The 22,040-nt window shown below is 46.3% G+C and carries 24 protein-coding genes; 8 read left to right on the top strand and 16 right to left on the bottom strand.

Annotation, left to right across the window (positions count from 1 at the left end; genetic code table 11):
- Complete coding sequence (gene gatC / locus BM271_RS11850; RefSeq protein ID WP_046790713.1) at positions 1-291, bottom strand: Asp-tRNA(Asn)/Glu-tRNA(Gln) amidotransferase subunit GatC; 291 nt, start codon at positions 289-291, stop codon at positions 1-3.
- Between the two features lie 295 nt (positions 292-586).
- Between gatC and putP the strand changes: the two genes are divergently transcribed.
- On the top strand, positions 587-2,155 hold the full coding sequence (putP, locus tag BM271_RS11845; protein ID WP_046790714.1) for a sodium/proline symporter PutP: 1,569 nt from the start codon (positions 587-589) through the stop codon (positions 2,153-2,155).
- 70 nt (positions 2,156-2,225) lie between these two features.
- Here the strand turns inward: putP and BM271_RS11840 are convergent, their stop codons facing one another.
- The 10 genes from BM271_RS11840 to BM271_RS11795 form a co-directional block, all read right to left on the bottom strand.
- A complete protein-coding gene (locus BM271_RS11840) occupies positions 2,226-3,440 on the bottom strand; it encodes a CamS family sex pheromone protein (RefSeq protein WP_046790715.1) in 1,215 nt (404 codons plus the stop codon).
- Between the two features lie 2 nt (positions 3,441-3,442).
- Positions 3,443-5,413, bottom strand: a complete 1,971-nt coding sequence (ligA, locus tag BM271_RS11835) for an NAD-dependent DNA ligase LigA (RefSeq protein ID WP_046790716.1) — start codon at positions 5,411-5,413, stop codon at positions 3,443-3,445.
- Positions 5,414-5,422: 9 nt separating this feature from the next.
- A complete protein-coding gene (gene pcrA, locus BM271_RS11830; protein WP_046790717.1) occupies positions 5,423-7,594 on the bottom strand; it encodes a DNA helicase PcrA in 2,172 nt (723 codons plus the stop codon).
- A gap of 15 nt (positions 7,595-7,609) precedes the next feature.
- Complete coding sequence (gene pcrB, locus BM271_RS11825; protein WP_082103682.1) at positions 7,610-8,278, bottom strand: heptaprenylglyceryl phosphate synthase; 669 nt, start codon at positions 8,276-8,278, stop codon at positions 7,610-7,612.
- Positions 8,279-8,407: 129 nt separating this feature from the next.
- Positions 8,408-9,094, bottom strand: a complete 687-nt coding sequence (locus BM271_RS11820) for a M15 family metallopeptidase (RefSeq protein ID WP_046790719.1) — start codon at positions 9,092-9,094, stop codon at positions 8,408-8,410.
- 34 nt (positions 9,095-9,128) lie between these two features.
- Positions 9,129-10,424 (bottom strand): adenylosuccinate lyase, encoded by a 1,296-nt coding sequence (gene purB / locus BM271_RS11815; protein WP_046790720.1) that lies wholly within the window; start codon positions 10,422-10,424, stop codon positions 9,129-9,131.
- Between the two features lie 118 nt (positions 10,425-10,542).
- A complete protein-coding gene (locus BM271_RS11810; protein WP_046790721.1) occupies positions 10,543-10,737 on the bottom strand; it encodes an NETI motif-containing protein in 195 nt (64 codons plus the stop codon).
- Positions 10,706-11,350: a DUF2179 domain-containing protein gene (locus tag BM271_RS11805; RefSeq protein WP_143544945.1), complete on the bottom strand. Its 645-nt coding sequence runs from the start codon at positions 11,348-11,350 to the stop codon at positions 10,706-10,708. The genes BM271_RS11810 and BM271_RS11805 overlap by 32 nt, the downstream gene beginning before the upstream one ends.
- Positions 11,351-11,400: 50 nt before the next feature.
- Positions 11,401-12,234: an ammonia-dependent NAD(+) synthetase gene (gene nadE / locus BM271_RS11800; RefSeq protein WP_046790722.1), complete on the bottom strand. Its 834-nt coding sequence runs from the start codon at positions 12,232-12,234 to the stop codon at positions 11,401-11,403.
- Positions 12,235-12,240: 6 nt separating this feature from the next.
- Positions 12,241-13,692 (bottom strand): nicotinate phosphoribosyltransferase, encoded by a 1,452-nt coding sequence (locus BM271_RS11795; RefSeq protein WP_046790723.1) that lies wholly within the window; start codon positions 13,690-13,692, stop codon positions 12,241-12,243.
- A 105-nt stretch (positions 13,693-13,797) separates the two neighbouring features.
- Here BM271_RS11795 and BM271_RS11790 point away from each other — a divergent pair, with 105 nt between their 5' ends.
- From BM271_RS11790 to BM271_RS11775, 4 genes are all read left to right on the top strand, one after another.
- Positions 13,798-14,979, top strand: coding sequence for an MFS transporter (locus BM271_RS11790; RefSeq protein ID WP_046790724.1), 1,182 nt, complete (start codon positions 13,798-13,800; stop codon positions 14,977-14,979).
- A 62-nt stretch (positions 14,980-15,041) separates the two neighbouring features.
- Positions 15,042-15,590: a cysteine hydrolase family protein gene (locus tag BM271_RS11785; RefSeq protein ID WP_046790725.1), complete on the top strand. Its 549-nt coding sequence runs from the start codon at positions 15,042-15,044 to the stop codon at positions 15,588-15,590.
- A 65-nt stretch (positions 15,591-15,655) separates the two neighbouring features.
- On the top strand, positions 15,656-16,579 hold the full coding sequence (locus BM271_RS11780) for a manganese-dependent inorganic pyrophosphatase (RefSeq protein WP_046790726.1): 924 nt from the start codon (positions 15,656-15,658) through the stop codon (positions 16,577-16,579).
- 15 nt (positions 16,580-16,594) lie between these two features.
- The gene (locus BM271_RS11775; protein ID WP_046790727.1) at positions 16,595-16,858 is read left to right on the top strand and encodes a GNAT family N-acetyltransferase; all 264 of its coding nucleotides are present in this window, start codon (positions 16,595-16,597) and stop codon (positions 16,856-16,858) included.
- 121 nt (positions 16,859-16,979) lie between these two features.
- On the opposite strand, the gene BM271_RS11770 is transcribed toward BM271_RS11775, so the two are convergent.
- Positions 16,980-17,288 carry a hypothetical protein gene (locus BM271_RS11770; protein WP_046790728.1) on the bottom strand — a complete coding sequence of 103 codons (309 nt, stop codon included), beginning with the start codon at positions 17,286-17,288 and terminating at the stop codon, positions 16,980-16,982.
- Positions 17,289-18,308, bottom strand: a complete 1,020-nt coding sequence (locus BM271_RS11765) for a lactonase family protein (RefSeq protein ID WP_046790729.1) — start codon at positions 18,306-18,308, stop codon at positions 17,289-17,291. It lies immediately after the preceding gene.
- 147 nt (positions 18,309-18,455) lie between these two features.
- Here BM271_RS11765 and BM271_RS11760 point away from each other — a divergent pair, with 147 nt between their 5' ends.
- Positions 18,456-18,839 carry a YolD-like family protein gene (locus BM271_RS11760; RefSeq protein ID WP_052749894.1) on the top strand — a complete coding sequence of 128 codons (384 nt, stop codon included), beginning with the start codon at positions 18,456-18,458 and terminating at the stop codon, positions 18,837-18,839.
- A 192-nt stretch (positions 18,840-19,031) separates the two neighbouring features.
- Here the strand turns inward: BM271_RS11760 and BM271_RS11755 are convergent, their stop codons facing one another.
- Together BM271_RS11755 and rpmG are read right to left on the bottom strand one after the other, a co-directional pair.
- Positions 19,032-19,904 (bottom strand): bifunctional 5,10-methylenetetrahydrofolate dehydrogenase/5,10-methenyltetrahydrofolate cyclohydrolase, encoded by an 873-nt coding sequence (locus tag BM271_RS11755; protein ID WP_046790731.1) that lies wholly within the window; start codon positions 19,902-19,904, stop codon positions 19,032-19,034.
- Positions 19,905-20,057: 153 nt separating this feature from the next.
- Positions 20,058-20,207, bottom strand: coding sequence for a 50S ribosomal protein L33 (gene rpmG, locus BM271_RS11750; RefSeq protein WP_046790732.1), 150 nt, complete (start codon positions 20,205-20,207; stop codon positions 20,058-20,060).
- A gap of 348 nt (positions 20,208-20,555) precedes the next feature.
- Between rpmG and BM271_RS11745 the strand changes: the two genes are divergently transcribed.
- Both BM271_RS11745 and BM271_RS14195 read left to right on the top strand, forming a co-directional pair.
- Positions 20,556-21,545, top strand: a complete 990-nt coding sequence (locus BM271_RS11745) for a metal ABC transporter solute-binding protein, Zn/Mn family (protein ID WP_046790733.1) — start codon at positions 20,556-20,558, stop codon at positions 21,543-21,545.
- Positions 21,538-21,726, top strand: a complete 189-nt coding sequence (locus tag BM271_RS14195) for a hypothetical protein (RefSeq protein ID WP_143544944.1) — start codon at positions 21,538-21,540, stop codon at positions 21,724-21,726. The genes BM271_RS11745 and BM271_RS14195 overlap by 8 nt, the downstream gene beginning before the upstream one ends.
- Before the next feature lie 104 nt (positions 21,727-21,830).
- On the opposite strand, the gene BM271_RS14420 is transcribed toward BM271_RS14195, so the two are convergent.
- Positions 21,831-22,001: a hypothetical protein gene (locus tag BM271_RS14420; protein WP_200795350.1), complete on the bottom strand. Its 171-nt coding sequence runs from the start codon at positions 21,999-22,001 to the stop codon at positions 21,831-21,833.
- Between the last annotated feature and the right edge of the window lie 39 nt (positions 22,002-22,040).

Raw genomic sequence — 22,040 nt, 5'->3', positions numbered from 1 at the left:
CTATAACATTTTCGGCACTTTGAAGTAGCCATCTTTCGTTGACTTGGTATTTCTCAATGCTTCTTCCTGCGTAAGCGGCTCTGCCACTTCATCTTCACGAAGAACATTATTCAAATCCAAAGCGTGGAACATCGGCTCTGTAGAGCTGAGGTCCAGCTCATCCAGAAGATGTGCATAGTTGACAACTTCATCCAGCTCTTTAGTAAATGCTTCTGCCGCCTTTTCATCTTCAAGTTCTATCCTTGCAAGATTGGCCACATGCTTCACCGTATCTATAGTAATCTCAGACATTCCGTTCCCTCCATTTCTAATTAGAACATTTAAATTTTATCAAATATCCCGTTAAAAATCTATTCAATGGGCATTTTCCTGCTGTTTCCTGTTCAAGTGTAATATTTTCCCAATATTTTCTCAATATTCATTGTAATCGGAAAACTCTGTAGTATAATTAAGTTGTGTAATTTTATCCCGCCATAATCGTTATAATAACAGGGGATAGAGCATATTGGGTGCAATAATTTCAGAAATTCAATTTGCAATACAAATCCAGTTTTTGTATTGTGACTAAGGGGAGGAGATTTATACTATGATTTTAAATGCAGCACTAAGTTCAGAATTCACCTTTACAGCTGGATGGGAACAGTACTCGATGATGGCTGTTTACTTCTTAATTTTAATCCTGGTCGGTTATTATGCCTACAAACAATCCACATCGAATCTTAACGAATACATGCTTGGCGGCCGTAATATCGGTCCATGGGTGACAGCTCTGTCTGCAGGTGCATCAGACATGTCCGGCTGGATGCTCATGGGTCTTCCGGGCAGCATGTACAGTGTGGGCCTGTCCAGTATCTGGATTGCCATCGGCTTGACAATCGGTGCATATGTAAACTACTGGGTTGTTGCACCAAGACTACGCGTCTACTCGGAAGTATCAAAGGATTCAATTACACTTCCGGACTTTTTCGAAAACAGATTCAGAGATAACAGACACATACTTAAAATTGTTTCAGGTCTTGTTATAGTTATATTCTTCGCTGTGTATACAGCAAGTGGAATGGTATCCGGCGGGAAATTGTTCGAAAGTGCATTTAATCTTCCATATCACTGGGGATTATTTGTTACTGCAGGTGTAGTTGTCGTCTACACTTTCTTTGGAGGTTATCTGGCAGTCAGCCTGACAGACTTCTTCCAGGGTACGATAATGTTCATCGCGATTGTAATGATACCTATCGTGACATGGTTGAATCTGACCGGACAGGGTGTGGAGCCTTTTGTCAGAATCGAAGAGCTTGGCGCACTGGCTGATATCAACTATCTGTCATTCATAAGCGGTGTTTCAATTGTTACGATTTTAAGTAACCTGGCATGGGGCTTCGGTTATTTCGGACAGCCTCACATCATCGTCCGTTTCATGTCCATCAGGTCACATAAAATCATTCCACAGGCCCGCCGCATTGGTATTACATGGATGACGATTTCACTTATCGGCGCTTGTCTGACCGGCCTGCTGGGTATTGCTTTCACTGACGCTACACGTCACGCTATAGCCGATCCTGAAACGATATTGATACTTATGAGCCAGGTGCTCTTCCACCCACTTATCGGTGGTTTCTTCCTGGCAGCGATCCTGGCAGCGATCATGAGTACGATTTCTTCGCAGTTGCTTGTGACTTCAAGTTCACTTGTACAGGACTTCTATAAAATGATCCGTACTAAAATGGTGAACAAAGAAACGAAATCCGATGAAGAACTCGATAAACTCTACGTCTTCATGGGACGACTTTCCGTTGTTCTCGTTGCATTGGTTGCGATAATCATCGCATGGGACGATGAATCCGTAATCCTTAACATCGTTGCAAACGCATGGGCAGGGTTCGGTGCAGCATTCGGTCCGCTTGTTGTACTTTCTCTTCACTGGAAAGGCATGACCCGTTCAGGTGCTGTAGCAGCAATCATCGGTGGTGCCGGAACTGTAATCATCTGGATCGCAGCAGGCACTTTCGGTACCGGACTTTATGAAATCATTCCTGGTGTCATCGTTTCTACTCTTGCAGCAGTCATTGTAAGTAAAATGACGCAGGGTGAAGGCATCACGCAGGAAATAGAAGCAGAATTTGATGAAACAACAAGAATTCTTAAAGAAGAAAAATAATATTATCAAAAGCACCCAATAAGAAAAGGACTGCCGATAAAAAATCGGCAGTCCTTTTTCATGTCTTTTATCATTCATATATATGGACATCAAGTTCATCATCAGCTGTCTTCGTGATGAGGGCATAGCTTTTATTCTTATCTTTTATCGCGATTTCCACTTCCGTATCCCTGAAATGTTCCTGAATCATTTCGCTTACATACTGGGTGAGTCCGATCACTTCCCCCCGGGAGCTGTACTCCAGAGGGATTTCTATGGATAGATGTTCGAGCGTACCATCTTTGAAATAACCCTGTCCGATGGATGTTGTGAAACTGTCAAAGTATGATTCCAGCTTCCTGTTGAAATTCTGATACTCACTGTTTATCTCTTCGCTGATATTACCCGCTTCAGAGGATGGAAGAAGCACATAGTTCTCCTCGATTTCAGTGAAGGAGGAAATTTCACTGCTTCCCGGTTCAACGACCGCAGTGGACAGGAAATGTCCTGGTGTAATATCCGTCTCTCCTGACTGCATGAATATGCCGAACACTATGGTCATATCCTGATACTGTTCATTCGCACGGATACGTTCCAGAATTTCAGCCGCCATGCGTTCCCCCTGCTCTCTGACTTCCTGTTCATCGAGCTCTTTTGTATATGTTTCCCCGTACTGCTCTGTCTGATAGTGATATTCGCTGTTCATTGCGAGTCCGATGGTCATACCTGAGAAATCCAGGTTGCCTTCCTCGTCCTGGGTCATATAGTTCTGCTCCAGTATGTGGGAAAGATAGAGCGGTGATTCCTCTGCAATGACTTCCGGGTCTGTTTCCCCTTCTTTGGAGGGGTTGAGACCGAGGTTGCTGAATGCATTGTTTTCCGCCTTTTCCTCCTCACTCATCGCATCGATTTCTTCAGATGTATAACTGCGGTTCAGGAAACCGCGGACCATTTCTTCAGTGAAGACCTGCCCTTCCCTGAATATATAATCTTCAGTGCTGAAGACAGGTTTGCTGATATTAAACAAGCCTTTTTCGAATGTTTCAATATTATAGCTCGATACCATATTGGAACTTGTCAGTCCGCGGGATGGTGAAATCTGGTAAGGAATCACCGTCTGGTAATATCCCGGATTTTCTTCCACTTCATTTGTCACCGTTTCCTCCTGCTCTTCAACAGGGACGCTGTTCATCCCCTCTTCATCCGACGCTGTTTGGGTCTGATCTGCGACTTCGCTTTCTGACGCCCCGCAGGACGCCATAAGGATCATTAACAACAATGGTGTAAGAATGTATAACTTTTTCATAATCACTGCCCCAACTTCTCAATGAATTCATTCTCGTCCCAAACAGTTACACCTAATGACTGTGCTTTTTCAAGCTTGCTGCCTGCTTCTGCACCCGCCACTACTACATCCGTATTGCCTGAAACACTTCCGGTTACTTTACCGCCGGCATTTTCAATCATCTCTTTTGCTTCACCACGTGTCAGTTCTTCGAGTCTCCCGGTCAGGACGAATGTCATTGCCGAAAACTCTGTACTTTTCGCTTCCGTCTTATCTTCCGTCATATTGACCCCGAAATCTGCCAGCTTGTCGATCAGAGCCCTGAAGTCAGGATTCTCGGTGTACGTCACGATTGAACTGGCAATTTTCTCCCCGATTTCAGGAATTTCTATGAACCGCTCCGCCGGTTGCTTCATAATTTCTTCCATGGTGCCGAATTCCTGTGCAATGAGTTCTGAAGCTTTCGCGCCTAAGAATCTGATTCCAAGGCCGACCAGCAGTTTCCTGAGAGGATTTTCTTTTGATGCTTCAACCGCAGCCAGCAAATTGGTGACTTTCTTGTCTCCCATCCTCTCAAGCGGAATCAAATCATCATAAGTCAGGGCATAAATATCACTGATATCCCGGACCAGGCCTGCATCGAATAGCTGACGGACCACTTTTTCACCCAGCCCGTCTATATTCATGGCACCTCTGGATACAAAGTGAATCATTCCTTCGACAAGCTGTGCCGGGCACTGGGGGTTGATACAGCGGATGGCAACCTCATCTTCAAGCTTGATGGTGTCATGGCCGCATCCCGGGCATTCAGTCGGCGCTTCATAGACTGCCTGATCGGTACGTTCTTCCAGAATCGGGCGGACCACTTCCGGTATGATGTCTCCAGCTTTCCTGATGACAACTTTATCATTGATCCTGATATCTTTCTGTTCAATCAGTTCATGGTTATGGAGTGACGCTCTTGCCACAGTCGTTCCGGCCACCTTCACCGGTGTCAGAATCGCTGTCGGAGTAATGACGCCGGTCCGTCCGACTGTCAGTTCTATATCTGTAATATCCGTGACCACTTCTTCGGCAGGGAATTTATAGGCAATCGCCCAACGCGGAGATTTGGCCGTGAATCCCATCTGATCCTGCTTTTTGATATCATTCACTTTGACTACGATACCGTCAATATCATAGTCGAGTGCATTTCGATGATGCGTCCAATACTCTATATACCCGATCACTGCTTCGATATCATCTGCGAGCCTGCGCTCCCGGTTAGTTTTGAATCCTTCCTGATCAAGCCTGTCCATTGCCTCACTCTGCGTTTTTGCATTCAGTTCAGTCAGATCATTGACACTGTACAGGAAAACAGAAAGATTTCTTTTGGCTGCAAGTTTCGGGTCCAGCTGCCTGAGAGAGCCTGCTGCGGCGTTTCTCGGATTCTGGAACAGTCCCTCCCCTTTTTCCTCTTTTGCTGCGTTCAGCCTTTCAAAGGATGTTTTAGGCATATAGGCTTCGCCACGGACTTCGAATGACAACGGATTCTTTATCTTCAGCGGGATTGCCTTGATTGTCCTCAAGTTCGAGGTGATGTTCTCACCGACCGTACCGTCTCCGCGCGTCGTCCCCTGGACAAAACGCCCCTCTTCGTATTTAAGGGATACTGCCAGGCCGTCTATCTTAAGCTCGCACATGTAGTCCACTTCGCCGACCTTCTCACGCACTCTTTTATCGAATGCCCTGAGCTCTTCTGCATTAAATGCATTCGAAAGGCTCAGCATCGGTGTGTCGTGTGCCACTTTTTCAAAGCGGCTCATGACTTCCCCGCCGACTCTTACGGTCGGTGATGTATCTGTCCTGTACTCCGGATATTGCTCTTCAAGTGCAATCAGTTCATGTAAAAGCTTGTCATATTCACTATCTGGAACGGATGGATTATCGAGCACATGATATTCATAGTTATACCGGTTCAATCTATCCTGCAGCTCTTTAATTTTCTCTTCCATAAAATTTACCTACTCCTTCTTTGTCAGCGGTGCAAAGTTTGCAAGCAGCCTCTTGACACCCACCGTAGTGAATATTATATCCAGCTCCTGGCTGTCTCCTTCTCCCTTTATGCCGGAGATGATGCCTTCACCGAACTTCCTGTGTTCCACCTTGTCTCCCACTGTGAATGAAACACCGCTGTTGTTCGTGATGACGCGGCTTTTCTTCTTCGGCCCGCGGCTGTTCATGGTGAAGCTGTCCGATGCAATCGGCTTGGGTGTATCCGCAGCTTCGCCTTCGACGAGTTCCTCCGGGATTTCCGAAAGGAAGCGGCTGCGCATATTCGTCTCCGTCTTACCATAGATCATACGGCTGTCCGCCCTTGAGAGGAACAGCCTGTCCTCAGCCCGCGTCAATGCCACATACATCAGACGCCGTTCCTCTTCCAGTTCCTTGTCATCGAACATCACTCTCCTGGATGGGAAAATGCCTTCCTCGAGTCCGACAATGAATATGATTTTGAATTCCAGTCCTTTGGAGGCGTGCATCGTCATCAGTGTGACTCCGCTGTCCTCATCCACACCATCCTGGTCGGATACCAATGCCATATCGCTCAGGAACGTGAATAAAAGTTCATCGGATACTTCATTATCCTTATCGAACTCACGTGTCACTGTCCTGAACTCTTCCAGGTTTTCGATACGGCTGCGGGATTCGAGTGAATTTTCCTTCTCCAGCAGATCCAGGTAACCGGTATCCGCCAGCACTTCATCCACCAATTCAGTGACTGACATGTATTTGGATTTCTGTTTCAGATTATCGAGCATATCATTCAGATTCATGAGTTTGACGACTGCGTTCTTTGAAATCCCGATAAAATCGGACTCCTTGATTGCCTCGTATATGCTCGCACCCGTATGCACTCCGTGTTCCTTCAGCTTATCCACCGTTTTTGGACCGATGCCCCGTTTAGGGACATTGATGATGCGCTCAAAAGCAATATCGTCATTCGGATTCTGGATGACTTTCATGTAGCTCATAAGATCTTTTATCTCCATGCGGTCATAGAACTTCATGCCGCCGACCATCTTATAGGGGATGTTCGATTTCACAAGCGCATCTTCTATCGCACGGGACTGGGCATTGGTACGATAGAGTACCGCCATATCGTTGTAGGAATATCCGGATGAGAGATCCTGAATATTCCGCACGATTTCCTGCCCTTCCCCGCGCTCTGATGCCGATACGATGCTATGCAGTTTTGGACCGCCGTCCCGGTCTGTACGGAGCGCCTTCGGCTTGCGCTCGGTATTGTTTCCGATGACAGCATTCGCTGCGTCCAGTATGTTCTTGCTGGAACGGTAGTTCTGTTCAAGCTTGATCACTGCTGCTTCCGGATAGTCGTCCTCGAAGTTTAAAATATTGGTGATGTCCGCTCCGCGGAATTTATAGATGGACTGATCAGAGTCCCCCACCACACATATATTACGGTATTTTGCCGCAAGCAGTTTGACCAGCTGATACTGGGCATGGTTGGTATCCTGGTATTCATCCACATGGATGTATTGGAATAGGTTCTGGTACCTTTCAAGCACTGTCTTTTCCTTCTCGAAAAGTTCGATTGTCAGCATGATCAGATCATCAAAGTCGAGGGCGCTGTTGCGGTAAAGAATCTGCTGATAATCATGGTAGATTTCACTGTAGAGCGTATCCAGATACCCTTCCGCCTCTTCAGCACTCTGTTTCGGTCTGATCAGGGAATTTTTCCTGTCGGAGATGAATCCGATGATACTCCTTGGATTATGCTGTTTGATATCGAGGTTGCGGCGCTTCAGTATATCTTTCACTACGGATCTCTGATCAGTCGGATCCAGAATTGAAAAACTGTTTTCATATCCCAGATAATTGATGTTGCTGCGCAGTATTCTCACACACATCGCATGGAATGTGGAAACCCAGATGTCACTCGCGCCGTTCCGGATCAATGCTGAAACACGGTCCCTCATTTCACGCGCCGCTTTATTCGTAAAAGTGATTGCCAGTATGTTCCTTGCCGGCACTTCCTTCTCCTGCATCAGGTAGGCCACACGGTGTGTCAGTACACGTGTCTTTCCACTCCCCGCACCGGCCATGATTAGCAAAGGGCCCTCAGTTGTCTGGATTGCCCTCTTTTGTTCCTTATTCATTAAACTTAGATCCATTTTAAAAACTCCAATTTACTTGATAATTGTTCTGAGCGCCTTTTTGGTGCTGTCATATATCACATTGCCGACGACGATCGTGTCGGCGTACTGTGCCATCTCGCGGGCCTCATCGCGTGAAGTGATCCCGCCGCCGTATATGAGATGGGAATGAGCGGTGTTTTCACGCACCGTTTCCATCACATCCGCTTCACCGTATGCCCCGCTGTACTCTATGTAAATATAAGGGGTCTGGTAAAGCTTGTCCAACATATTTATATAATGCGGCACCATGTCCACCGGCACTTCCACTGCATCCGATTTTTTAAACGCCTTGCACTCTTTATTCATGATGATGTAGGGCAGTAGTGACATCTCACTGTAATCCAGCAGATGCCCGTATTCAGCCAATGCTTCCAGCATCAGCCCATGCTGCCACTTGATATCCGCCGTATTGAAAACCGCCGGAATGAAATAGTGATCGAACCCCGGAACAACCGCTTCAGTCGATGTCACTTCAAGGGCCACCGGCACGGAAAACCTGCGCACACGCGCCATCAGATTCAGGACATTGTCCTCCGTGACGCCGTCAGTTCCTCCGACGATGATTGCATCTGTATCCGATTCACAGATTTTCGTCAGTGCCTCATCGCTGATATCCTTTGCAGGATCCAATTTAAATACATGTTTACAATCCTTCAGCATATAGAAAACTCCCATTAAATTTCATAAGGACATTATATCATTTTTATACCTTTACTGTTTTATATTATGTGTGGAAATAGTGGATTTCCCGGACAAAAAAACGCGGCTCAATGAGCCGCGGCAGAGTCTTCAGTCTATTCCCAGATATTCTTCCAATGTCAATCCGCTTTCGTAGATGGCTTCCGCCGCATCCCCGACATACCTCAAATGCCACGGCTCGTACTGGTAGCCCGTAATATCTTCCTTACCTTCAAGATATCTTACGATGAACCCGTATTCATGGGCAACATCTTTCATCCACTCGTATTCAGGTGTCTCTCCGAATTTTATGCTGAGGGTCGTGGCACTGTCCGTTGAACCGACATCAATTGCGAGACCCGTCTGGTGCTCTGAATGTCCCGGTCTGGCACTGTACTTGTCCGCTTCGGCCTGACCGTCCCTCGCAACATAATTGTTGTACAGACCGGCCTGATAATCGTATGTCCTGAAATCGCTGACCAGGGTGAAGTCAAGACCGCGCTCTGCACCATCGGCAAACATCTCGCTGTAGGCATCGATCACTTCCTGCTGCAGCCCCGGATTATAATCCGCCGGCAACGGAATTTCCTTATTGACGACCAGAATACCGTCCACATATGTGACACCGTCAATGACTTCAATATCCGGCAGCGCCTGGATGTCACCGACATCAGCCGGAGTATATTGTTTAAAAAACGTTTCGTGCTCCCTGGTCTCTTCATCATCCAATGTAATGCTGCATCCCGACATCAGCAGTGCTGCTGAAATTGTTGTTCCTGTTAACAGCTTTCTAATCATACAATTTCCCTTTCTGCACTGCTGGAATCAAATGTTACTCGAGACCGGCACGCTGGAATATAATATCGACACGTTTCAGATGATGGTTTTCATCAAAGCAATCTTCAATCTCTTCCGGGCTCAGAAGTTCCCTGACACGTTCGTCTTTCTCTACAAGTTCCCTGAAAGGTACTTTCGTTTCCCATGATTCCATCGCTTTGGGCTGGACAAGGTCGTACGCTTCTTCCCGTACCAGGCCTTTATCAATCAATGTAAGCATAACACGCTGGGAATATACGAGGCCGAATGTTTTATCGATATTCGTTTTCATATTATCCTCGAATACAGTCAGATTATCAATGATATTCGAAAATCTGTTAAGCATATAATCCAACGCAATCGTTACATCCGGCATCATTATACGTTCGGCAGACGAATGTGAAATATCACGCTCATGCCAGAGCGGCACATTCTCATAGGCTGTCGTAATATAGCCACGGATGACGCGGGAAAGTCCTGTTACATTTTCACTGCCGATCGGATTCCTCTTGTGCGGCATTGCACTTGAACCTTTCTGCCCTTTCCCGAATGCCTCTTCCACTTCTCTCGTTTCCGTTTTTTGAAGACCGCGCACCTCAACAGCGAACTTTTCAATGGAAGTTGCAATCAGGCCCAGCGTCGCGATGTAATACGCATGGCGGTCGCGTTGGAGTGTCTGTGTGGAGACTTCCGCAGTATCGAGTCCCAGGTGATCGCAGACATAGGCTTCGACTTCAGGCGGGATGTTTGCGAATGTGCCGACAGCACCGCTCATCTTGCCGACTTCGATTTCTTTTCTCACATTTTTGAAGCGCTCCAGGTTACGTTTCATTTCCATATACCAAAGTGCCATTTTAATACCGAATGTCGTCGGTTCTGCATGTACACCGTGCGTCCGCCCCATCATCAGTGTCGTTTTGTGTTCTTTCGCTTTTTTAGCAAGCACATCTATAAATCGTTCCAGGTCACGTTCAATGATTTCATTTGCCTGCCGGATGATATAGCTCTGTGCCGTATCCACGACATCAGTGGAGGTAAGGCCGTAATGCACCCATTTCTTCTCTTCGCCCAATGTCTCTGACACCTGCCTGGTAAATGCGACAACATCATGGCGGGTTTCCGCTTCTATTTCCTTGATGCGGCCGGTATCAATTTCAGCGTTCTCTCTGATGCGTCTTACTTCATCCATCGGTATGTACCCAAGTTCTGCCCACGCCTCGGAAGCCAGAATCTCCACTTCAAGCCATGCTTTGAATCTGTTCTCTTCTGACCATATCTGTGACATTTCTTCACGGGAATAACGGGAAATCATGCATACACGCTCCTTAATTATTAGTTCGGTATCATTATAACAAATTCTCATGAAAAACGAACATTAAAATGATGGTTAATTTTAATGTTCGCAAAATCAGCGTTGCCAACACTGATATCTATTCTTCTGTAAGCTTTCCTTCAAAGATTATTTCCTGATGGTCCACGACTCTTTTACCGTCCTTTTCCATGAATACAGGCTGTTCCATGCGCCTCACGGGAGCATAGCCTTCAGCCCGCATCCGGTCCAGGCAGTCACTCAGATTTTCCGTCCTGTCCACTTTAAACTTTTTCTTTTTTGGCTTCTCTGGCATCTTCCCGTTCCTTTTCTTCATAGATTTCTTCCAGTACTTCTTCCACGTTTTCCGGTTCATAATTTTTCAGACGGCGGCGTCTGACGCCTTTTGTCCAGAATCCACCATTGATGTTTTTCGGTTCATGGGTGATGATGAACGCTTTTTCATCCAGTTCCTTGATCGTCTCGATGAGTTTACGTTCATACTTCCTTGGCGTCAGGATCTGCATCGTCGTCCGTTCTCCGTCACGGCCGTATTGGTAGCCGTGCGTGACACCGTAGCCCAGATCCCGGATGTTTTTAGGCAGATCCCTGTCTTTCTCTGCTGTAATCACATTGACCACGAGATATCCGAGCGCAAGCTTCTCTTCAATCTTAAGGCCGACAAGTATACCTGCACCAAAACCGAGTGCATATGCCACGACGTTCTGGAACTGGTCCAGGTTCTCAAGTACAAGACCCAGCCCGATGACGTAGACGAATGTTTCCAGAATACTGAATGTTGCTGCGGTATACCGGTATCCTTTAAGTGTCGAAATGGTGCGCAGTGTCAGGAAGCTGACATATATGATGTTAATGACGAATATGACGAGCACCATCAGCCAGGGATTTCCAGAAATGGCTGTTATCATTCTATATTACCTCTCTACTCAACAATTTCTATTATAATACCATTCATTTATCATTCGGTGTCGTATTTAGGCAGATTATGCCTGTGATACGGCAGGTCCCGCTTATGCTGGGTCTTCTTGTACCACTTCGTAATCGTTTCATAATCTGCATCGGAAATCTCTCTGCCTTCGAGGAAGTCATCAATCGCCTTATAGGACACGCCAAGCGCCTCCTCATCACTGATGAGCGGTTTATCGTCCTCCAGATCCGCCGTCGGCACCTTGCTCAGCAGGTTTTCCGGCGCCCCGAGATATTCCATGATCATCTTGCCCTGGCGCTTATTGAGTCCGAACAGCGGCACGAGGTCGCTCGCCCCGTCACCGTATTTCGTATAAAACCCCGTGATGGCTTCAGCCGGATGGTCGGTCCCGAGTACAATCCCCTGCCTGGCTGCTGCTACCGCATACTGCGCTTTCATACGTTCACGGGCCTTTTCATTCCCTTCGACAAAATCACTCAGTTCATATCCGGCTGCCGCAAGTGATTTGACACTTTCATCGACACTTGGTCTGATATCGATGGTTGCCTGGTGCGTCGGGCTGATGAAATCAAGCGCATCCAGTGCATCCTGTTCGTCATTCTGTTTTCCGTAAGGCAGACGGAGTGCATGGAATTCATAGCCGCCGTCTGACTCCTGGTTGAGCTCATCCACAGCCATCTGCGCCATTTTGCCGAGCAGTGTGGAATCCTGGCCGCCCGAGATGCCAAGTACAAATGACTTTATGAAGGTATTGTGTTTTACATATGTTTTCATGAAATCGATGATTTCCCTCGCTTCGGTTTCGGGATCGATTTTCGGCTTTACATGAAAATTGTCAATTATTTCCTGCTGTAACGGTCTCATCAATCATCACTCCAATGTTTTATTACTTACGTCTTCGATAAGGTTCTGCTTAATCTGCCATAATTCAGTGGAGAGATCCACCGGATATGCTTCCGGATTCAGGAACCTCTTATACTCTTCCCAAAGAATGGAGAGGTTATTCTCAAGACGCTGTTTTATATCGGTTATTTCTTCACTTTCGTACACAAGTCTGCCGTCTATGAAAATATCTTCCAGCAATTCGACTTTTTCAAACGAGCGGATCAGTTTCCTCTTCATCGTGTGGACAGGATGGAACATGAGTAGCGGCTGCTCCTCATTCACTTCTTCATCAGCGTGAGTGATGTACTCCCCTTCTGACATACCTGTGTATTTATTGATGATCCGGTAGACATCCTTCTTGCCCGGCGTCGTGACTTTTTCAGGGTTGCCGGAAATCTTGATGCGGTTTTCCATTTCCCCCGCTTCATTTTCCACAGCAACGAGCTTATAGACCGCACCCAGTGCCGGCTGGTCATAGGCCGTGATCAGTTTCGTCCCGATGCCCCAGCTGTCCACCTTTGCCCCCTGGGACAATAATGAAACGATGGTCACTTCATCCAGATCGTTGGATACGACGATCTTGGCATCCGGGAAGCCTGCTTCATCCAGCATTTTACGTGCTTCCTTCGACAGATAGGCAATGTCGCCGGAATCCAGACGGATTCCGATGAAGTTTATCCTGTCCCCATATTCTTTGGCCACTTTGATGGCATTCGGCACGCCGGAATTCAGCGTGTCAAAAGTATCCACCAGAAATACGCAATCCTCATGAGTGTCGGCATAGGCCTTGAACGCTTCATAGTCATCACCGTAGGCCTGGACCATCGCATGGGCATGGGTGCCGCTTGCGGGAATGCCGAATAATTTAGCTGCACGCACATTGCTGGTCCCGTCGAAACCGCCGATGATGGCAGCGCGTGCCCCCCAAAGTGCGGCATCAAATTCATGCGCCCTTCTGGTGCCGAATTCCATCAGTGTATCATTTGGCACAATCTGGCGGATCCGGCTCGCTTTAGTCGCAATCAGCGTCTGGAAATTGACGATGTTCAGCAGCGCGGTTTCAATCAGCTGTGCTTCGATGATCGGTGCTTCCACCTGAACGAGCGGCATGTTGGCAAATACGAGCTCACCTTCCTGGACGGCGCGAACTTTGCCCGTAAAACGCAGATCCTTGAGATAGTTTAAAAAGTCCGCTTCATAACCCAGTGTCCGCAGATATTCGATATCCGAATCTGTAAAACGGAACTTTTGTAAATAATCTATAATCCTTTCGAGCCCGGCAAAAACAGCGTAGCCGTTGCCGAACGGCATGTTCCTGAAATAAAGATCGAACACCGCAGTGCGGTCCGCCAATCCTTGTTCTAAATACGTCTGCCCCATGTTGATCTGGTACAGATCCGTATGCAGCATGAAACTGTCATCTTCAAATTTAAACATTTTTGCCAATCCCTTCATGTATGCTCTAAATCAGTTATAATTATTCATAATCAGTTTAACACAAGAATATACCGCACCATTACTATAATAGACTGGAGGAATACTATGAAACTTGAAAGCTTCAGAGCCCGCTTCATCATTTTGTCAGCCATCGTCTGCATATCCGGGTTCTCCCAGGGGATGCTCCTCCCACTGATATCGTTCATCTTCGAGAACCGTGAAGTCAGTGCAGCGATTAACGGACTGCATGCTTCCGGTCTTTATATAGGTGTTCTGCTGTCGGCATTATTCATCGAGGCACCGCTCAGGAAATACGGCTTCAGACCGATGATCATCACCGGCGGGGCCGTCGTCGGCCTGTCACTGCTCGCGTTTCCCCTGCTCGATACGATATGGCTGTGGTTCATACTGCGGCTCATCGTCGGTATCGGGGATAATGCTCTCCATTTCAGTACACAGACATGGCTGACCCAGAGCACACCGCACCATAAGCTCGGTAAAGTCATCGCATTCTACGGCTTGTTCTTCTCGGCGGGGTTCATGGTCGGACCGAAAGTCAGCGAACTGGTAACGATCTGGGAACCTCTGCCGTTCATCGTTTCCGGCGCACTTACAATGATGGCCTGGCCGCTGATCTTTCTGCTGAAAGATGCAGAAAATGCGAAACCGGAGGATACCGGGGTGCAGGTCAGTATCTTCAATACACTTAAAAACTTCAAAGATGTACTGCTCACCAGCTGGGTGGCATTTTTATTCCCCATGCTGTACGGGGTGCTGGAAGCCTCATTAAACAGCAATTTTCCGGTATTTGCCGTCAGAAACGATTTTGAACTGTCGGAAATCACGTGGATACTGCCGGCATTCAGCTTCGGGGCGATACTGCTCCAGGTGCCCATAGGCGGTCTCGGGGACAAAATCGGACGTGCAAAGCTCATCAATATCCTGCTTCTGTTCGGAGCCGCGACATTCCTGATGATGGAAGTCTTCAGCGGCTCATTCGTCATGCTGCTTCTTTCCTTCATGCTTGCAGGGATTTTTGTCGGTTCCATGTACTCACTCGGCATCAGCTATATGACCGATATCACTCCGAGGTCCAACTTGCCTGCTGGAAATCTGATGGCGGGCATCATGTTCAGTCTCGGCAGCATTTCAGGTCCCATAATCGGAGGTGCGATCATCGGCATGACCGGAGGAGCACATTATTTTACATTTTTCGCACTCGTCATTCTCATCATTATCGCCTTGAATATCGTGTTCACGAAGCGGCGGCACACAGCAGTTCAATAGAATTATCCGTTGTTTAATGGAATAATAAATACAAACAATTCATTTGGAAAAGAGGGAGTATTATGACAGAAGCACTTCTTGTAATTGATTATTCATATGATTTCGCGGCACCTGACGGCAGACTGACAGCAGGCAGACCGGCACTGGAAATTGAAGCGGCACTTGTAGAGAAGATAAGGAATTTCCATGAGGCCGAGAAACCGGTCTTCTTCATGATGGACATTCATCAGGAAGAAGATCCCCATCATCCTGAAACCAGGCTTTTCCCACCGCATAATATCGCCGGGACAGAGGGTCGTGAACTGTTCGGCAGGGTGAAGGACATTTATGAAGAAATAAAGGATGCCGGTCATGTATTCTTCATAGACAAGACAAGATACAGCGCATTTGCCGGAACCAATCTCGAACAGCTGCTCCGGGAGCGGGGGATCAACAGTGTTGTCCTGACCGGCCTGGTGACGGACATATGCATCATGCATAGTGCAGTTGATGCATATAACAGGGGATACAGGATTACAGTACCCGCCTCCTGTGTGGCATCGTTCAACCCTGACGGCCACACATTCGCACTGGAACATTTCAAAAATTCTCTCGGAGCCACAGTCGAATAATAGAAGAATGAGTGTTTGAGTGATAAAATGGGAATAGTAATAACATATCAAAGGAGACATTTAATATGAGTGCAGTTAAAATTTTTGGACATCAGAATCCGGATACCGATACAATCACTTCAGCGATTGTTGCAGCAGACATCGAAAGCCGTCTTGGCAATGATGCGAAAAGCTTCCGCCTGGGGGAAATTGGTGCAGAAACAAAATATGCCCTTGAATATTTTGGTGCCCAGGCACCTGAACTTCTTGAAAAACTCGAAGACGGGGAACAGGTCATTCTTGTCGACCACAACGAGTTCCAGCAGTCTGCCGAGAATATCGGGAATGCACATATCCTGAAAGTATTGGACCACCACCGCATTGCGAACTTCCAGACAGAGTCCCCGCTCTACTACCGGGCAGAACCTGTGGGATGTACAGCAACCATCCTCAACAAAGTGTATAAAGAGAACTCTCTTGAAATCACCAAAGAAATGGCGGGACTGATGATTTCAGCAATCATTTCAGATACTTTACTGTTTAAATCCCCTACTACGACTGAAGAGGATATCGATGCAGCGGCGGAGCTTAAGGAAATCGCTGGTGTCGATCTTGAATCCTATGGGATCGAAATGCTCAAGGCAGGTGCTTCGACACATGATAAGTCCGCTGAGGAGCTCATTACAGGAGATGCCAAATCATTCGACATGGGCGTCAAAACGACACGCATTGCCCAAATCAATGTAGTGGATGTTGATGAAGTGTTTGAGAGAAGAGCAGAAATCGAAGACGCAATCAACAAGCAGATTGACACAGAAGGCTATGACCTGTTTGTCCTTGTAGTGACAGACATCCTCAAATCCGAGTCCAAAGTACTCTCACTCGGAAAAGAATCCGGCGCTGTGGAGAAAGCCTTCGATGTTTCCCTTGATGATAACACTGCAGTATTGGAAGGTGTCGTTTCACGCAAGAAACAGGTTGTACCGAATATTACTAAAGCTTTGTCATAGAAAGGAGCAGATTTCATGCTTAAGAAGGAAGATGGAAAACTTTTTCTTGAAGAAGGCCACAATGTGGTTGCGGAACTCATTTACGAAGAGCATGATGCATATTATGATGTGACCAGTACTTTTACAGAACCTGAGTATCGCAACAGAGGTCTTGCACGGGATCTCGTAGATGAGATTGTGGAGATGGCACGGGCGAATGACAAGAAGATCCAGCCGACATGTCCATATGTCGCTTTTGTCATCAGGAGCGATCAATATGACGATGTAAAAATAAAATAGAACATGAAAATGCCCCTGCGGAAGCAGGGGCATTTTTTAATGGAAGGCAATTCCAAAAAAATAATAGTTGAAAGAATGAAAAAATGGTATAAACAAATAATACCACCAATTTTCTGAAAAATCAATATAGTATATCAACTTTTTGTTTAATTATTTTACTTATTACACTCTCCTTGCCTTCCTGCAAGTATTTCTTGGAACATTCATCTTTCACTGTATATCCAAGTTCTTCCGTTGCCCGTGAATATGAAACCTCATCGATATAATTGGTCAGGTCTGCCTGGTCAAAACAGGAAGGATGCACAATCTCATGAAGCGTATTATCGATGATGACCCGTTCAGAGCCACTGGTCTTATCCGCCAGCGGCAGTACGAGCAGCAGGACCGCAGCCAGAACGAGTACAATGATGATCATGCTGCTTTTCTTCATTTACAGAAATCCCACGAAGACGCCTTCCGGCACTTCCGCTTCACTTTCCCGGCGCGTGAGTGTGCCGTCTTCATTTATATCGAACAGCACGAGGTTATGCGAACGCTCGTGGGCACATATGAGATACGCCCCGTCCGGTGTAATGTTGAAATCACGCGGCCAGTCACCGTTTGTCGGTTCAATCTGGATTCTTTCGAGTTTCTTTCCTTCCTCATCGACTTTGAATACAGCAATGCTGTTGTGTCCTCTGTTGGATACATATAAAAATTTCCTGTTCGGATGTTTGCGGATGGCCGCTCCCTGTGAATGATCGTCAAAGTCTTCAGGCAATGCGGAATAAACTTCTTCAGGTGTGAAGACACCGTCTGCATAGGCTGCACCGATCACTTCATTTGAAAGCTCGGTGAATATGAACGCGAAATCCCCTGTTTCGTTAAATACGAGATGACGCGGACCGCTGCCCGGAGCGACTTTGCACTCTGCCACTTTTTCCAGTCTGCCCTCTTCAATCTTGAGCGTGACCAATTTATCTGCACCGAGATCCACTGCTGTAAGATACTGGCGGTCCGGTGTTTCAGTCACAAAGTGTGCATGTGGACCGTCCTGGCGCTCATGGGGCCCATCGCCTTCGATCTGGAAGACATCCAGCCTGTCCGTTACCACACCTCTGTCATCCACTTCATATAATCTCACTTCACCGGATCCATAGACCGTGTCCACCAGATAGTTCTGGTCTGACGTCAGCATCAGATGGCAGCCTGAACCGCCTTCCTCAAGACAGTCATCGATGAACCTGAGTTCACCTGTTTCAAAGTCGGCAATTTCATATGTAGCAATCCCGCCTTTGGTTTTTCCTTTTTTTATCGCATAGATGCGGTCGTTCTGAATATCCAGGTAAGTGGCGTTCGGTGTTTCTGCAGCCGTTTCAACAGATTTGAATTCGCCTTTTTCAGTATCCAGTTCATATCGGTATATCCCTTTTCCATTTTCTTTGGTATAGGTTCCAATATATCCAATCATTTAATTTTCCTCCTAAACTTGCTTTTCTAATAATCTTAGCATACACATCATCATTCCCTAAACAAACAGTTTACTAACTCCTTCTTGAAAAATAGAACATATGTTCGTATAATGAGTTTAAACCGCACGTGAAAAGAGGCGATGTCAATGGATTATCGGGATATGCCCATAGAAAAACTCAATTCCAACATTCCGCAGGGCAGGGGCATGATCAAATGGGCCCCTTTTGCGACGATGCCTGAACAATTCGAAACGGTGGACCGTCTGATTGATGACCAGACCAAAATCACCCGTCCGGAACTTTCAGATGACCGGCTGGAAGAGATGGACCGCGTCTTGACAAAAGCCCATGCAGACAAGAGACGGATAAAGGTCGAATACTACTATGACGGCAGACGCTTTCATATCACACTGAATATCGTCAAGATCGATATGTGGAGCCTCATGCTGATCGGACAGAAAACAAAAACCCGGACAGACGATATGGTATTCATATCCTTCATGGATATTCTGGATATTGCAATGCTTTGAAAAGTCATTTCCCGGGTGAGCACGTCTCGCTATTCATTTTCATTCCCGTTCTCTTTGATAAGAGTTGTTTTTTCTCAGTGCTTCGTCATTCATGATGATCCCTCCGTTAAATAAAAATATGACAATACGCCGTCCTTTCATATAACCGCCAAAAAAGAATAAGACCGGGACCCGATTCCCGGTCTCTGCCAATCAATCCTCCAGAAACAGTACTGGTTCTTTTTGAAAATCGGTTGCCAGCATCAGGTGATAGGCAAGCACTGTCGTGGTGATCGCCCCCACACCGCCCGGCACCGGGGTGATGAATGATGTCTTGCCTTTGACCGCTTCGTAATTCACGTCGCCGACCATCCTGCCTTCTTCAGTGAAGTTGATCCCGACGTCGATAACGACGGCACCTTCTTTGACGTGTTCTTCGTCAATCAGGTTCATCACCCCTGCTGCACTGATGACCACATCTGCATTCCTGCATTTGTCCACCAGATCATCAGTATAGAGGTTGCATGTCGTCACCGTCGCTTCTTTATTCATAAGTGATAAAGAAAGCGGCTTGCCGACAACCGTACTTGCACCGACAACAGTGACGTTTTTCCCTTTCAGGTCAATATCATAGAATTTCAGAATTTCCATCACTGCAGCAGGTGTGCAGGGTTCTAGGCGATCATCTTCAGCCATAAGCACCTTTCCGATGTTGATCGGCGTCATTCCGTCAATATCCTTGATCGGGTTCATCAGTTCCACGACACGTTTCATATCGATATGCTTTGGAATCGGCTGCAGCAGCAGAATGCCGTTGATCGCGTAATTCTCGTTGATCTCCCTGAATTTCGTCAGGAATGCTTTCGCAGAGACATCCCCCGGAAAATGGTACTGTTCCGTATCGATACCCAGTTTTTCAAAACGTTTTACAGCCGCATTCTCATATGAAATGGCGTCTGTCAGGTCACCAATCCTCACAAAAGCGACTTTGGGCTTGATCCCATGTTTATGGGATTCCCGAAGCGCATCTTTGATCTCTTCGGAAAGATATGCAGCTACTTTCTTGCCTTCCATAATCGTCGTCATTATCAAGTTCTCCTCCATGCATTTTTAAAAACACAAACGGTATACTTCCTCACTTTCAATGATAGCAGAATAAACGCTGCAACTTCCACTAATCGTATATGTAAAAGAATAAAAAAAAAGACCGCCTGGTCACAGGCGGCCAACAGGCGACACTTACTTCGTTTCACGATGCAGTGTGTAGCTGTTTGATCTAGGGCAGTATTTTTTCATTTCAATACGCTCAGGATTGTTTTTTTTGTTTTTAGTCGTAATATAGTTACGATCTCCACAGTCAGTGCAAGCCAAAGTTACATTTACTCTCATCAGTTCCGCCTCCTTTGCTATACGTGTTTCTAGTTCGATTTGCGGTGATGGATCTGCAAAATTGGAACAATATTAATATTATACCATGTCAGACAGCACTCTGAAAGTACTGCCGGGCTACTTTTCAACTGGCCAGTTGATCATCCTGCATGCAGGATGAAACGATTGCTATTCAATATCAGCCAGATCCCCGTCTTCATTAAACCGCCTTAACCATTTTAAGCGTTAATGCTGATTTTTTCAATACTTTTATAAAAATATCAATTCCCCCTTGCCTAACCGTAACCGTTACGATATAATTTTAAATCGTAATCATTCCGTTATGATTGATAAAAGGAGCACACTTACATGAAAAAAATTATGACAATCCTATACACAAGTCTGCTTGTGCTCACACTTGCTGCCTGTGGCAGTGACACAGCCGGAGATACAGACGGAGATAAAAACACTTTTGAAATATACACAACAGTGTTCCCTCTGAAAAGTTTCGTAGAACAGATTGGCGGGGACACGGTTGATGTGGAAACAATTTATCCGAACGGTGTCGATATCCATTCCTATGAACCGACACAAAAAGAAATGCTCGACTTTGCGGCCGGCGATTTATTCGTCTATACGACAGAGCAATTCGACCCTGTAGCGGAAAAAATCAAAAATGCAGTCGGAGAACACAGCAATTTCTTTGCAGCCGGGAAAGTCATTTCTGAAGACGATTTTATAGAAATGCATGAAGGACATAACCACGAAGACGGAGAGCACGGCCATGACCATGACAGCGAAAATGGAGACGAGGCACACGATCACGGACATGACCATGGTTCGGAAGATCCGCATATATGGCTCGATCCCAACTTTTCACTGCAGATGGCTGAATCGATAAAAGATAAACTTGTTGATATGAATCCAGAGCAGGAACAGCTTTATAATGAAAATTTCGAGACTCTGAAGAACGATCTGGAAGACATCGATTCAAAATTCAAAACGATTACAGAGTCGCCTGAGCGGGACACCGTCTATATTTCACATGAATCTCTCGGTTACCTGGCAGACAGGTATCATTTCAATCAGGTCGGCATAACAGGCATGAACAACCAGGAGCCTTCCCAGCAGGAACTCGTGGAAATCATCGAAAATGTTGAGGCGCAGGATGCACCGTATATTTTATACGAACAGAACCTCACTTCCAAAATTGCCGATACCATCCGCCAAGAAACAGGCACTGAACCACTGGAATTCCATAACCTTGCAGTCCTGACTGACCGGGATCGGGAAGATGCAACATATCAGTCGATCATGCGGGAAAATATTGAAGTGCTGGATAAAGCATTGAATGAATAGATTTGAAGTTTATGTTTTGAAGCAGGACGCCTCTGTTGACGGGGCGTCTTTTTTTATTGAAGTGACAGTGTGGCTTGCTGATTATCATCGCTCCGGTTTCGATAATAACTTTTTCTCATCTCAACGAATAAAAATCGATACTGCGACCTTTGTCGGCCGCCGTTTGTGCTGCCAACGCTGATACGGGACTTCTTCGTTCTTATCAACGCGGCTGAAACAGTGATGTAAGCCCGCAGCAAATAAAAAAAGGAACACAAAAGTGTCCCTCCCCTAGTATAAACATCTCTATTCTTTTTCCGAATTGATTTCCCGCTTCAGATTTTCTGTGAATTCTTTGATTTCATCCACATCTTTTTTCAGGAAGAAAGCCAGTACGGCAATTCCCGCTGTAGCTACGACCAACAGAACAACGAACAGTTTAAACAGAAATATAAGTAATGATTTAATGAATTCCATAATTGCCTCCAATACCCTTTTGATACTATCTACCCCATA

It is taken from the genome of Salinicoccus halodurans (genome assembly GCF_900114445.1).
Taxonomy (GTDB): Bacteria; Bacillota; Bacilli; order Staphylococcales; family Salinicoccaceae; genus Salinicoccus; species Salinicoccus halodurans.
This window is presented reverse-complemented; position numbering and strand designations above follow the sequence as displayed.